Origin of the sequence: Bacillus sp. 37MA, assembly GCF_000372765.1 — a bacterium.
GTDB lineage: Bacteria > Bacillota > Bacilli > Bacillales > Domibacillaceae > Domibacillus > Domibacillus aminovorans.
On the sequence record NZ_KB889752.1, the window covers coordinates 1,052,251 to 1,066,588 of the forward strand.

Sequence of the window (14,338 nt, forward strand, 5' to 3'; positions counted from 1 at the left end):
ATCAATCGCGTATGTATTTATAAGTTGGTTCGTCTAATTGTTCATCAAACTCGACGACTAGATGATGCCCGTCAAAATACCATAGATCCTTATCTTCAACAAAATAGGTGACGCCGCCGTGCTTTGCTGTCACAGCAGCTTCAATCGGTTCTTCTTTCGAAACGCCAAGTGAAAACCCGTCATGCAGAGGACTGGATCCCCCATAGCGTACGTAAAAACGGATAAAGTCCCCTTTAGCTGCATACATTTCTTCTTCAAACCATTTTTTTGCTAGATTGTTCAATCGAATATTCATGCCGAATTAACTCCAATCCTTTTTTCTTAGTGTAGCACGGAATAATGTACAGTCAAAATAAAACACAAAGCAAGCGGCTTAACGCGATAACGTTAAACCGCTTGTTTCAATTTTTTTTACCAAAACTTGCTTTCGGTTCTGTTTTATTTTTAAGACGGACAATATTGGCCCGATGGCGGAAAAGGACGAAAAAGAATATAGCTGTAATCGCTGCGAGAAATGGGAGATCATTCGTATAAATTGTATGAATGATCGCATAGATGAATGCGACTGTAGCTGCCAGTACAGAAGCAAGAGACACGTATTTTGTTAGTAAAAGGACAATAACAAAAATCGCAACTAAAAATAAAAAGACAAGCGGGCTGTAGGCAAGTAGAACACCAGCCGACGTCGCCACGGCTTTACCACCGCGAAAACCGGCAAAAATAGGAAACATGTGCCCGATAACCGCAACAAGTCCGGCGATCAGCGGATGAATGCCTGCATCGAACCAGATGGGCAGCAATGTGGCGACTGTTCCTTTTAAAATATCGACAGCAGTGACGACTGTACCCGCTTTTTTGCCGAGAACACGAAATGAATTAGTCGCGCCAAGGTTACCGCTGCCATGCTCACGTATATCAAGACCGAAAAAGACTTTGCCGGCAATGAGTCCAGACGGGATTGAACCGAGTAAATAAGCGATAATTAAAATAAGTGCTTGAATCAATTTCTCAATCTCCCTTTTCATAATGTATAATCATTTGAATAACGTTCATTCATCATTTTACCATGACGGGTGATGCGGCGGGAAAAATATTTCGGTTGATTCTCTCTTAAAAGTGACGTACTCTTTTAACGAAATACAGATGATATTGGTGAATGATTGACAAGTATGATATGATAGTTAGGAACATACGTTTCATCGTGCGGTTTTTTAGAAAGAGAGGGAAATTTTTATGGCGGATTCAAAGCAACAACCAGTATACAATGATGAATCCATTCAGGTGCTTGAAGGACTTGAAGCAGTCCGGAAGCGCCCGGGAATGTATATAGGTTCGACGGATGGGAGAGGTCTGCACCATCTTGTTTATGAAATTGTAGACAATTCGGTCGATGAAGCACTCGGCGGACATGGTAAAGAAATCAATGTTACAATCCATGAAGATAATTCGATCAGCGTGCGTGACTATGGCCGCGGTATGCCGACTGGGATGCATCGCACAGGGAAACCGACAACAGAAGTCATTTTGACGGTTCTTCATGCGGGTGGGAAATTTGGTCAGGGTGGCTATAAAACAAGCGGTGGATTGCACGGTGTAGGTGCATCGGTTGTAAATGCTTTATCTGAGACATTGACTGTTACTATATGGCGTGACGGCTTCCAATATGAACAGCATTTTCAAGATGGTGGAAAGCCCGCCACGACACTTGAGAAAAAAGGTAAAGCAAAAACGACCGGAACAGAACTTCATTTTAAACCGGATCCGACTATATTCTCGACGACTGTGTATCAATTTGATACGCTCGGCGAACGGTTGCGAGAGTCGGCGTTTTTATTAAAAGGATTAAAAATAACGCTTGAAGATAAACGGAAGGACCAGGAACAAGTAGAAGAATATTACTATGAAAACGGCATTGAAGAATTCGTCAAATACTTGAACGAAGAAAAAGACGCTCTTCATCCCGTTGCGTCTTTTTTCGGCACACAAAATAACATTGAAGCGGAATTTGCGTTTCAATTTAATGACGGTTTTTCAGAGAATGTTCTGTCATTTGTCAACAATGTCCGGACGAAAGACGGAGGAACACATGAAGCCGGGGCACGTGCAGCGATAACACGCACATTTAATGAATATGCACGGAAAAGCAGTCTGTTAAAAGAAAAAGATAAAAATTTAGAAGGAACGGATATTCGTGAAGGGCTGACAGCTATTGTATCAGTCCGTGTACCGGAAAACATGCTTCAGTTTGAAGGGCAGACAAAAGGAAAGCTTGGCACAGGAGAAGCGCGCTCGGCAGTTGATCAAATCGTATCGGAAAAGCTTCTTTATTTATTAGAGGAAAACCCGGAAGTCAGTACACTTCTCATAAAAAAAGCAGTAAAAGCGGCACAAGCGCGTGAAGCAGCCCGAAAAGCACGTGAAGATGCCAGAAGCGGAAAAAAACGTAAAAAAGGCGAATCCATTTTATCTGGAAAACTGACACCGGCACAGTCGCGCAATCCAGAAAAAAATGAACTATACCTTGTCGAAGGAGACTCGGCGGGCGGTTCGGCGAAACAAGGACGGGACCGCCGTTTTCAGGCTGTTTTGCCGCTTAGAGGGAAAGTCATTAATACCGAGAAAGCAAAACTTGCTGATATTTTTAAAAATGAAGAAATTAATACAATTATTCATGCAGTCGGCGCCGGTGTAGGTCCGGATTTTGCTGTAGAAGATGCAAATTACAATAAAGTGATTATCATGACGGATGCCGATACAGATGGTGCGCATATTCAAGTGCTCCTTTTAACCTTTTTCTACCGGTATATGAAGCCGCTCATTGACAGTGGAAAAGTATTTATTGCGATGCCACCATTATTTAAAGTAAGCAAAGGCACCGGCAAAAAAGAAGTTGCAGAATATGTTTGGACAGAACGTGAACTCGATTCTAAGCTGAAGAAAATGGGCAAAGGGACGACGATTCAGCGCTATAAAGGTCTTGGTGAGATGAATGCTGATCAGCTCTGGGATACGACAATGAATCCAGAAACGAGGACGCTGATCCGGGTAACGATTGACGACATCGCCCGTGCAGAGCGCCGTATTATGGTTTTAATGGGGGATAAAGTTGAGCCACGCAGAAAATGGATCGAGTCAAATGTTGCATTTGGACTTGAAGAAGAAGCAGTGCTCTTAGAAAATGATCAGTTGTCCGGTATCAGGGAGGAATAATTAATGGAAAAGGAAAACATTCAAGATTTACCGCTTGAAGACGTCGTTGGTGACCGATTCGGGCGGTACAGTAAATACATTATTCAAGAGCGTGCGCTGCCTGATGCACGTGACGGATTAAAACCAGTACAGCGCCGTATTTTATTTTCGATGCATACAGAAGGAAATACGCATCAAAAACCGTTCCGGAAAGCCGCCAAAACGGTTGGGAATGTCATTGGTAACTACCATCCTCATGGCGACTCATCCGTCTATGACGCGATGGTCCGTCTTAGTCAGCACTGGAAAATACGGACGCCGCTCATTGAAATGCATGGAAATAATGGCTCTGTAGATGGCGATCCTCCTGCAGCCATGCGCTATACCGAAACGAGATTGTCCGCTATTGCGGGTGAACTGTTAACCGATATCGAAAAACAGACCGTTGATTTCATTCCAAACTTCGATGAATCGACGAGCGAGCCGGTTGTACTTCCTGCGAGATTTCCAAATTTGCTTGTCAATGGATCAACAGGAATTTCAGCCGGGTATGCGACAGAAATTCCACCGCATCGCCTCGATGAAGTAATCGACGCGGCTATTATGCGGATGGAACAGCCGGATTGTACGGTTGAACAGTTGATGACTGTTATTCCAGGCCCTGATTTTCCAACGGGTGGTATTATCCAAGGCGTTGACGGTATTGAAAAAGCGTATAAAACAGGCAAAGGCAAAATTGTCATCCGCAGCCGTGCAGAAATTGAAGACGTTCGCGGCGGCCGTCAGCGCATCGTTGTGACGGAAATTCCATACGAAGTGAATAAAGCATCACTCGTGAAAAAAATGGATGAACTCCGCATTGATCGAAAGCTTGATGGGATTTCGGAAGTGCGTGATGAAACGGACCGGACGGGACTTCGAATCGTTATTGATTTGAAAAAAGAAGCTGATGCTGAACTCACGTTAAACTATTTGTACAAGGCAACAGATTTACAGGTTGCGTACAATTTCAATATGGTGGCGATTTACAATAAACGCCCTATTTTAATGGGGCTGAACCGCATGCTCGATGCGTATATCGAACATCGGAAAGAAGTCGTGACAAACCGGTCAATATATGATCTTGAAAAGGCAAAAGCGCGTCATCACATTGTAGCGGGCTTAATGAAAGCTTTGTCGATTCTCGATGAAGTGATCGCTTGCATTCGTGCATCTAAAGATAAACAGGATGCAAAAAACCGTCTCGTAGCGGAATTTGCTTTTACAGAAGCGCAGGCGGAAGCCATTGTTACATTACAGCTATACCGGTTAACGAATACGGATATTACCGCCCTTGAAAAAGAATCGGCAGAGCTTGAAAAAACAATTGAGCAGCTTGAAGCTATTTTAGCGAGTGGGAATAAACTTGTATTAGTAGTTAAACGGGAATTGAAAGAATTGAAAAAAACGTATGCAACAGGGCGGCGCACAAGCATTGAAGAAAAAATTCAGGAAATAAAAATTGATCGTGAAGCAATGATTACGAGCGAAGAAGTCATTGTGTCTGTCACGCGTGAAGGATATATTAAGCGGACGGGCATCCGGTCATATACGGCATCCGGAGGGCTTCCGGCAATGAAAGAATCAGATGGTCTTTTATTTAAACAAGAGATGAACACGACCGATGTTCTTCTTGTATTCACAAGCAAAGGTAGCTATTTGTATTTACCAGTGCATGAGTTGCCAGATATTCGCTGGAAAGACACTGGTCAGCATGCTGCAGGTCTCGTAAACGGGTTGAAAGACGAATCCATCATAGCCGTTTATCCTGTCCAAGATTTTACAAAACCGAGCTATATTCTTTTTACAACAAAAACAGGCATGGTGAAACGAACAGGGCTGTCTCAATTTAAAGTACAGCGCTACTCGCGCCCGCTGATGGCGATGAATGTAAAAGATGATGATGAAATATGTACAGTTGTGATGACAGATGGCCGTTCCGATGTAATGCTCATCACGCATTTTGGCTATGGCGTCCGCTTTGGAGAAGAAGAAGTACCAGTTGTCGGCCCCCGTGCTGCCGGGGTGAAAGGTCTAAGTTTAAAAGAAGACGATTATGCCATTGCGGCCATTGCCTCTCCGGATGGAGATCACGCGCAGTTTGTCGTTGTGACAAATCGGGGAGCGGTGAAACGGAGCGGATTTGACCAATTTGAACGAACGACAAGGGTGAAACGCGGTGTAGTGTTGTTAAGAGAACTGAAAAGCAATCCGCATCGTATCGTCGGTGCCGCTCTCATTGATGAACATCATGCATATTTGTTGAGAACGAAAAAAGGAGAAGATATTGAGATACACGTACAGTCATTTAAAAAAGTAGATCGTTATTCAAATGGTTCTTTTGTTGTTGATGAAAAAGAACAGGGAATGGTTCAGCGTCTTCTTTTGTCGGAAAAGACAGCAGATTAATAAAAAAAAGCTTTGCGTCATCATGATGCAAAGCTTTTTTATGATAATCAGTTATTTGTTTACTAAATACATTATGTACAAAATTCAAAATAATATATTTAAAAAACAAACAAATAAATAATATAAACGAAGACATTTGCATAATTTAGGGTGAGAGAAGAGGGATTTTCTATAAATATGCCGAAATGAAGTTACTAAATAGGTACAGTATCTTGACTTTTTTGTAGAAAGAAAGGGGAATACACGGTCAGTGGACAAACTTTTAAAATTAGAATGTCAGAAGCAGGAATTACTATCTGCCAATCGTTTTACGCACGTAAAGGACAATCAGTTTGAAGAGATTTGTGGACATGTGGCAGAAGGAGTTTTATTTGTTGATGATGAATGGGGATTAACATATATAAACGAGCAGTATGAATCACTACTTGGTGTTGATAGTGGAGCATTGATCGGGAAGAATATATGGAGTGTATTTCCAGAGTGGAGCGGTAGTTTATATGAGCGGAATCTGCAAAAAGTCGCCGCGACACGGCAGGTGATGAAATTTGAGATTTTTTCAAAAATGTATAGCCGGTACTTTGAAATATGTGTGTTTCCTCAGCCAACAGGACTGTCCATATTTATGAAAGACATACATGATCAACATAAGATGTGTACCCGTCTACAGGAAATAGAGCAGCGGATGATAGAAATGAGCGAAAATATAAGAGAAATGTTTTGCATATATACCGTTGGAGATATCGAAATATTATATATAAGCGAAGCATTTGAAGAAATATGGGGAATCAAGAGAGAAACGATTTATAAAAACCCTTTATCACTTATTGAAACTGTTTGTCTAGAGGACAGAGATATGTTTATTAGACAACTACACCACCCCGAAGGCACGTTCGATTATCAGATTATTCGAGCTGATGGCTGTATTCGCTGGATCCGCTCTCGCCAGAATGTCGTGTATAATAATCAGGATGAACCTGTACGTGTGATTAGTGTTTCTGAAGACATCACGGAATTAAAAGAAAAAGAGGAGCTTATTCACAATGCCGATACGCTCGGAGCAATTGGCCAGCTGGCAGCGGGTATTGCCCATGAGATTCGCAATCCAATGACAGCCATTAAAGGATTTGTGCAACTCTGGCAGCAAGAAACGTTCAATCCTTATAGTGAAATTATTTTATCGGAACTCGCCCGGGTTGAGTTTATTATGAACGAATTTTTAATGCTTGCAAAGCCGCAGAAAACGAAAAAAATGAATGCAGTCAATTTGCATGCCCTAATCGATGAAGTCGTCACATTTATGCGTGCGGAAGCGTCTTTAAAAGATATTGAAATTAAAATGGATATAGAAGGTTCGCTGCCATTGATTGAGGCGGAACCAAAGCAAATTAAACAGGTCATGATTAACTTGATAAAGAACGGCATGGAAGCGATGTTTGATGGCGGCTGTGTGGTTGTTTCAGCAACATGTGTACAGGAGTCTGTCCTCATCCATATCATTGATCAAGGAGTAGGTATTCCAAAAGAGGCTATTCCACGCCTTGGAGAAGCATTTTATTCAAATAAAGAAAAAGGAACGGGACTCGGTCTGATGGTCAGCATGAAAATGATTGCTCATCATAACGGCAATTTGTCTTTTACAAGTGAAGAAGGAAAAGGAACGAAAGCAACGATCACATTACCTGTAAACAAGGAAACTTGAGGTGAATATCGTGCAGATTATTGCTTTTTTCATTCATCTATTCATTTACGCCATTCCGGTTTTTTTCGTGACGCTATTTATCCGTTTATTTAAATCAGAACAAAAATTGAACCGGCGTTTAGGAGAAAGAGAGCGGTTGAAAAAAGAAGAGTAAGTCTTTTTCACTCAATTCATTCTTTTGTCGAAAAATAGGTTTCACCACTTTGAAATGGTGATATATTGAAGTAGACAAAAGAATGAGAGGTGAAGATTATGATTAAAGAATTTAAAGAGTTTGCGATGCGCGGGAACGTCATTGATCTTGCGGTCGGAGTTATTCTAGGTGCAGCGTTCGGTAAAATTGTGGCGTCACTTGTTAGTGACATCATTATGCCGCTTATTGGTCTTTTGCTTGGCGGAATTGATTTCTCCAAATTATCAATTACCGTTGGTGATGCAGTCGTAAAGTACGGACTGTTTATTCAAACGATTGTTGATTTTGTGATTATAGCCTTTTCCATTTTCCTATTTATTAAACTCTTTAATAAAATTTACATTCGTGAGAAAAAAGTCGAAGAAGCACCTCCTTCTTTAACGAAAGAAGAAGAGCTGTTAACTGAAATTCGCGACTTATTACAAACAAAACAGCTATAAAAAGATATCCAGGCAGCCGCCTGGCATCTTTTTTTTATGAAACCTTTGTAAAAGCAAACTACTTTTCGTGCACATTTAATCTACGTGAGTTAGAATAGAATTGGACAGATGAAAAGACAACATGAAAGTGAACAGAATATTTTTTAACTATTAATATTACTATTGATGGAGGTTATGTTCATGAGTAAAAAAGTTTTGATTGTTACTGGTGATGCTGTAGAAGCGCTTGAAATTTTTTATCCATATTATCGCTGTCTAGAAGAGGGATTTGACGTAACGATTGCCTCACCTTCTGTTAAAAAACTACAGACAGTATGTCACGACTTTATAGAAGGAATGGAGACATATGTAGAAAAGCCTGCATATGGGATTGATTCTCATATAGCTTTTGTTAATGTTAATCCCTCTCAATATGACGGATTGATTATTCCAGGAGGACGAGCACCCGAATATATTCGTTTGGAGGAAGCATTAACGAAAATTGTACGCCACTTTTTTGAGGAGAATAAACCAGTCGGTGCTATCTGTCATGCGGCACAAGTGCTATCTATTATACCGGATTTGATGAAAGATCGGGAATATACAGCATATATTGCCTGTAAGCCTGATGTAATTGCTTGCGGAGCTACATATATTGATGAAACATTACACACACATCAAAATCTTGTTTCTGGTCATGCGTGGCCAGATCTGCCTGGATTCATGTGTGAATTTGTTAAATTACTGAAATAAGATAAATTTCCCTACAATATCCTGAGATAAAAAATCTGGAAATTCAAGTTAAATAAGTAAAGATCGATTTATTTCATAGATAAATCGATCTTTTTTTATGATGTAAAACTCTTTAATAGTGTAAATTCATATTTTTCTTTGACGCTGCCTCTTTATAAGGAAAACTATTAACCTAACAAGTGTACCTAGAATCATTACATTGCACTACCCTCCTTATCCCCCTTGCAGGTTGTTTGAAGTAGGAGATTCCTAAGAACACCAACCTATCGGCTAGTTATTGATTATGCAATCCAAGATGTACGTAGTTACATCGAACTTACAATTAGGCGTGATAGCCCCCTCGTTAACCCTTCTGGGACTTGTAGGATTGGATTGTATATCACTAAGGCTAAGGATGTTGGACTTTTAGGTCTTATCAGCTTCTTAATCGCCTTCATCGGTGGCGTCCTTGATGCGGGGAATGTGTGGATGCGCACGTTTCTATTTCCAATCCTCGAGGATATTAGTCCAGATCTTCTTGCTGCCGGATAGCCCCCGCATTAAAAATGATCATTCAAATCGGATTCGATACGATGCTTTTAGGCTGGTTTTTATTTGGAATCGCTTCGATAAGGGGAAAGCTTATTCTATCAAGGCTGCATGCTTCCTAATGATTGGCATTATTCTTGGCAGTTTCGTACCTTTAGGATTTCTCTTAGGCGAGCCCTTATATGGAGTCGGGCTCATATTTCAGTTCGTTTATGTCAGTATTTGTAGCATACTGAATTTCATTATGCTCAGCTTATTCTAAAGAAGTAGTTTCCGTAAGCACAATAAGGTCTTCCTCTACAGGCGAAATTGGAATGGGGAATTTTTCCGGGAAGAGAGATAAATCTTTAGTAAATTCGACTTGAACAATATGGAAGTAACCCTCATATTCGTCGCTTTTGGTTATGTCAAGTGTGATGGAATCTCCCTATCGAAAATGGCTGGGAACGAACAGGGCTTTGCAGCAGGAATGAACAATGCGTATATGAGCATTGGTAATATGATCGGTCCAGCTCTGGCTGGAATGTTATTCGATATGAGCATGGGGCTTCCTTATATATTCGGGGCACTCATTATCGGTGTTACGCTCATTATTTGTATGAACTGGGCAAGAGGAAGGAAAAGACAAAACGTCTCCAGCTCGGTCTAATAAAAAAGAGTGCAGGCAGAGGAGGCCCGCACTCTTTTTTTATCCTCTTGATGCAAAATCGACAATATCATCCGGTGTTGCGGCTTTTAAATCAGGGCCGTTGATCAATGACTCGTCGTCATAACCCCACGATGTCCAGACGGCACGAAGGCCGGACTTTTTACTTGCATCGATATCACGCTGCTCATCGCCGGCATAAAAGGCATCTTCTGCTGTGTAATCGTACTGCTTAAGCAGCTTTTTAATGAGTTTGTCTTTGCTGAAAATGTATTTGGAAGATAAAATATCATGTACATAGTTGATGCCATTTAATTCAAGGCAATTTTTAATGATGTCGCTTGCGTTAGATGAAATAATAGCAATATGAATGCCACGGCTGTTCAATTCATCAAGCATTTGCTTTATACCGGGAAAAAGCGGAAGTGTTTCTCGGGATTCACGTACGTAGCGGTATAATTTCGGAGCGGCGAATGGTATGTTACGCATCGGGAAATTTAAATGACGGCACCGCTCTGGAATACTCATTCTTTTTAAATCATCCAAATCTTCCGGGTCAACTTTATTATAGCCTTCCTGTTCAGCAAAATTGTTATAGGCTTTAATAAACACCTGGAGGGAATCAGAAAGTGTTCCATCAAAATCAAATATTACACATTTTGTCATATAAATATCACCCTTTCGAATAAGGACAGAGTTGCCCACGTATACTGTTAGTTTAACACTGGAATGGTACGTCAAACATAAAAAAGATTTTTTTTCAGGATGTATGCATTCTGTTATAATGAGAAATGGAAAATCAAAAGAGAAGGAATGACCAATATGATCGTAAAAACAGATGAAGAATTGCAAGCATTAAAAAAAATTGGCGGCATTGTCGCGGCTATTCGTGATGAAATGCGAGCTTATACGAAACCAGGTGTAACAACAAAAGAAATTGATGAACTTGGGGGTCGTTTATTTAAAAAGTACGGTGCCATTTCTGGCCCTAAAAGTGAATATGATTTTCCTGGCTTTACATGTATTAGCGTTAACGATGAAGTAGCACATGGTATTCCGGGAAGCCGTGTTATTTTAGAAGGAGATCTTGTGAATATTGATGTATCCGGTTCCTATGATGGTTATTTTGCGGATACAGGCATTTCATTCGTCGTGGGTAAGGGCGAACCGATTTTAACGAAATTATGTGAAGCAGCAGAGCAGTCATTTGAACGCGGCCTACTGAAAATAAAAGCAGGCACCAAGCAAAATCAAATCGGGAAAGCCGTTGCCAATGAAGCACGCCGGAATGGATTTGCGGTCATTAAAAATTTAACAGGCCACGGTATCGGTAAATCACTACATGAAGCACCGGATCATATTATGAATTATTTTGATCCTTGGGATAACGCCCTTTTAAAAGAAGGCATGGTACTTGCGTTTGAACCGTTCGTATCAGAAAAAGCAGATATGATTAAAGAATCAGGGGACGGATGGACGTTCAAAACACCTGATGGCAGCCGAGTCGCGCAAATTGAACATACGGTCATTGTAACGAAAGGCGAGCCGATTATTTTAACGAAATAATCAGTTGCCAATTCTGAATATACAATACATGTTGTTCAGAATATTTATATATCAACGTTTCAAACCCCATATATCAATAAATTATGGGGCTGTTTTTTATTATTTTTACACTCTCTGACCATAAATTGACCATTTTTTATTTCATCCCTTTCCCAATAATTACGTTTTTCTTCTTTTACCAAAAAATCTTCTACTTTTATTGAAACGACAACATGCTGCATAGGATTTCTTTCAATGTATTCCATTCGTTCAGCATATTTAAAAACAGCATTGATTAAATTTTTAATGTCTCTTCCAATGCTGACTTAAAAAAAGGCATCCATTCTTTTCAAAAATGCTTTTGCGGATTGACTTAAATATTTATCATTACGATAAAACATTTCTAACTTCCTGGTAGGTGAATGCTTGATTGAAATTGCACGGATACCGAGCGACTGGAAACTTTCAATCAGTTGACTAGGTTGAATAGTAGCTCCAATCCCTTCTTTTACGAGTTGAAACAAGGAAGTAGCTGATCCTGTTTCCATAAGCGTATCGATAGAAATTTCTTGATTTTTGCACCATGTATCAATCAAATCACGTCCATAGAATCCCTTAGGATACATAACTAAAGGTACATTTACCAAGTTTTCCGGTAAAATAATTTCTTTTTCTGCTAAATCATGTTCTTTATTAACATAAAGACTATACGTTTCGGTATAAAAAGGTATACGATTTAAACGACTGTCTGGTTGAATCGCTAAACCAACCCCAATATCAACTTCATTTTCCAGCACTTTATTTAAAATATCAATTGATGGAATCACTTGAACTTTAGTATTTGGGAATTCCTTGTGAAAATCTATTAGTAATGATGTTAATCGATAATCAAGATCGGATGGTAGTACCGCTACACGTAAGTGACCGGTATTCAGATTTGTAAGATCTTCTATGGAATTTTTTGCATTTTCTAGTAGTTGAACAATTTGTAAAGCGTAGTGCTCAAGGAGATTACCTGCTTCGGTCTTAACTGTCTTTTTTCCAATACGATCGAACAGAGGCACTCCTAACTCATCTTCCAATACGCGTATTTGCTGACTTAGTGTTGGTTGTGAAATACCCAGTTTATATGCAGCTTCAGTAAAATGAAGTTCATTGCATAACATAAGAAAATATTGTAATTGTCTGATTTCCATTTAACATTCTCCTTTTATGATAGCCTTATACTATGGTTTGTATAGAAAAAATAGTATTGAACTATTATAAGCGTAAATATACAATGAATGCGATGATAAAGGAAGGAGGCGTTTCCTGTGCGTTTTGTTTATCTCGCTATGATTATATTTTTTGTTTCATTGAATTTAAGACCATCCATTACTTCTGTTGGTCCTTTACTTGATATCATCCAAACAGATTTAGGAATGAGTGGGGTGACAGCTAGTTTAATAACGACGCTACCTGTTTTTTGTATGGGCCTATTTGCCATTTTAGCCATTAGGTTAAATAACCTTTTAGGAATTGAAAGATCTTTACTTCTAGCAATGCTTTTGATATTAATTGCCACATTCCTTCGAGTGTTCGTCAATAGTAGTCTTTTCTTACTTACTACAGCCTTATTCTCTGGGGTTGGTATAGGAATTGCTGGACCATTAATTTCAGGGTTTATAAAAAAATACTTTCCTGAAAAGCCTGGTTTAACGGGTCTATACTCCGTATCTATGGTGACTGGTGCAGCGATTGCATCTAGTTTTTCTGTACAATTATTTCAAAAAATGAATGATTCTTGGCAACATTCATTAAGTTTCTGGAGTATTTTAGCGGTACCCGCTTCTTTACTACTTCTCCCACTTTTAAAAAAAGGGGCTACAAATAAAGATTCCATATCTATTTCAGCTTTATTTATAAAAAATAAACGTGTTAATTTGTTTATATTATTTTTTGGTTGCATGGCGGCTATTTTTTATACTGTAACAGCTTGGTTGGCTCCAATCGTGCAATCAACAGGTTTAAGCTATTCTCAATCTGGCATTATCCTCACACTGTTTACAGTCATTCAAATTCCTGTAAGTTTTTTAATTCCCATACTTGTTAGTAAAACAGGGGATAGAAAAACTTGGTTACTAGTATGTAGTCTCTCTGAATTAATAGGAATTGTATTGTTACTGATACATTTCTCCCCATGGGTAACTACTATTTTTCTAGGTATCGGAGCTGGCGGTCTTTTTCCTTTGGCTCTACTAATCCCAATTGAAGAAGCTAGTAATACAGAAGAAGCTATATCATGGTCTGCTATGATGCTATTTGGCGGCTATTTGTTAGGATCCCTTGGTCCTGCATTTATTGGGCTCACAGTAGATCTATTTGACAATTTTGTTCCAGGGTTGTTAGTACTAGTGATCATTATATGTATGATGCTTTTTACTATCTTAAAAATAGGGAACAACAAAGAAAACATGGATGAAACAAAATGAACCAACATTTGGAAGGTGAATGGTTTCTTTAACAACTTTACCTCTTCAATTAACGGGTGTTTTAGTTTAAGAGAGCAGATAAAAAAGATCGATTTTTTCGGTCTTTTTTCTTTGGTAACATCATTCGGTACGTTACGGATACTGCATAGTGACTGTAATGGAATATATGAAAATCTCAGGCGAGATCCCCCACTTCATACATTAGAATAGCGTAAAAGATAAACGTGTATGGTTAAAGTAAAAAGAGTGAAACATAAAGTTCAACTTCAACATAATAGTTAATATATTGCATTAAAAGCTTCCGAAATCTATGAATTCCGGAAGCTTTTTCAATATTTATTCTCGTGGTGGCTTAAGAGTCAGATCCTTCTATATCTCCTGCTTTGATCACTTTATAATCATCATCCCAAGTTCTTGGAGTAACCGAACGACGTGGTTCAATCTGAA

At 39.4% G+C, this 14,338-nt stretch carries 14 protein-coding genes; 9 read left to right on the plus strand and 5 right to left on the minus strand.

Annotation, left to right across the window (positions count from 1 at the left end; translation table 11 throughout):
• Position 1: 1 nt before the first annotated feature.
• Positions 2–295 (minus strand): HesB/YadR/YfhF family protein, encoded by a 294-nt coding sequence (locus tag A3M5_RS0105880; protein WP_018392836.1) that lies wholly within the window; start codon positions 293–295, stop codon positions 2–4.
• Between the two features lie 106 nt (positions 296–401).
• Positions 402–1,004, minus strand: coding sequence for a glycerol-3-phosphate 1-O-acyltransferase PlsY (plsY, locus tag A3M5_RS0105885; protein WP_018392837.1), 603 nt, complete (start codon positions 1,002–1,004; stop codon positions 402–404).
• A gap of 229 nt (positions 1,005–1,233) precedes the next feature.
• Here plsY and parE point away from each other — a divergent pair, with 229 nt between their 5' ends.
• From parE to A3M5_RS0105925, 7 genes are all read left to right on the plus strand, one after another.
• A complete protein-coding gene (gene parE, locus A3M5_RS0105890) occupies positions 1,234–3,210 on the plus strand; it encodes a DNA topoisomerase IV subunit B (protein WP_018392838.1) in 1,977 nt (658 codons plus the stop codon).
• A 3-nt stretch (positions 3,211–3,213) separates the two neighbouring features.
• Positions 3,214–5,637, plus strand: a complete 2,424-nt coding sequence (gene parC / locus A3M5_RS0105895; protein WP_018392839.1) for a DNA topoisomerase IV subunit A — start codon at positions 3,214–3,216, stop codon at positions 5,635–5,637.
• A gap of 250 nt (positions 5,638–5,887) precedes the next feature.
• The gene (locus tag A3M5_RS23665) at positions 5,888–7,336 is read left to right on the plus strand and encodes a PAS domain-containing sensor histidine kinase (RefSeq protein WP_018392840.1); all 1,449 of its coding nucleotides are present in this window, start codon (positions 5,888–5,890) and stop codon (positions 7,334–7,336) included.
• Between the two features lies 1 nt (position 7,337).
• Positions 7,338–7,490 carry a hypothetical protein gene (locus tag A3M5_RS25205; RefSeq protein WP_018392841.1) on the plus strand — a complete coding sequence of 51 codons (153 nt, stop codon included), beginning with the start codon at positions 7,338–7,340 and terminating at the stop codon, positions 7,488–7,490.
• Positions 7,491–7,588: 98 nt separating this feature from the next.
• On the plus strand, positions 7,589–7,969 hold the full coding sequence (mscL, locus tag A3M5_RS0105910; RefSeq protein WP_018392842.1) for a large conductance mechanosensitive channel protein MscL: 381 nt from the start codon (positions 7,589–7,591) through the stop codon (positions 7,967–7,969).
• 180 nt (positions 7,970–8,149) lie between these two features.
• Complete coding sequence (locus A3M5_RS0105915) at positions 8,150–8,701, plus strand: DJ-1/PfpI family protein (protein WP_018392843.1); 552 nt, start codon at positions 8,150–8,152, stop codon at positions 8,699–8,701.
• Positions 8,702–9,665: 964 nt separating this feature from the next.
• Positions 9,666–9,878 (plus strand): hypothetical protein, encoded by a 213-nt coding sequence (locus A3M5_RS0105925; RefSeq protein ID WP_155894671.1) that lies wholly within the window; start codon positions 9,666–9,668, stop codon positions 9,876–9,878.
• A 39-nt stretch (positions 9,879–9,917) separates the two neighbouring features.
• Here the strand turns inward: A3M5_RS0105925 and A3M5_RS0105930 are convergent, their stop codons facing one another.
• Positions 9,918–10,541, minus strand: coding sequence for an HAD hydrolase-like protein (locus A3M5_RS0105930; RefSeq protein WP_018392846.1), 624 nt, complete (start codon positions 10,539–10,541; stop codon positions 9,918–9,920).
• A gap of 156 nt (positions 10,542–10,697) precedes the next feature.
• Between A3M5_RS0105930 and map the strand changes: the two genes are divergently transcribed.
• Positions 10,698–11,441: a type I methionyl aminopeptidase gene (gene map / locus A3M5_RS0105935; RefSeq protein WP_018392847.1), complete on the plus strand. Its 744-nt coding sequence runs from the start codon at positions 10,698–10,700 to the stop codon at positions 11,439–11,441.
• Between the two features lie 59 nt (positions 11,442–11,500).
• Here the strand turns inward: map and A3M5_RS25210 are convergent, their stop codons facing one another.
• On the minus strand, positions 11,501–11,686 hold the full coding sequence (locus tag A3M5_RS25210) for a hypothetical protein (RefSeq protein WP_155894672.1): 186 nt from the start codon (positions 11,684–11,686) through the stop codon (positions 11,501–11,503).
• A gap of 60 nt (positions 11,687–11,746) precedes the next feature.
• On the minus strand, positions 11,747–12,616 hold the full coding sequence (locus A3M5_RS0105945) for a LysR substrate-binding domain-containing protein (RefSeq protein ID WP_018392849.1): 870 nt from the start codon (positions 12,614–12,616) through the stop codon (positions 11,747–11,749).
• 117 nt (positions 12,617–12,733) lie between these two features.
• On the opposite strand from A3M5_RS0105945, the gene A3M5_RS0105950 reads away from it, so the two are divergent.
• The gene (locus A3M5_RS0105950) at positions 12,734–13,891 is read left to right on the plus strand and encodes an MFS transporter (protein ID WP_018392850.1); all 1,158 of its coding nucleotides are present in this window, start codon (positions 12,734–12,736) and stop codon (positions 13,889–13,891) included.
• Positions 13,892–14,338: the final 447 nt, after the last annotated feature.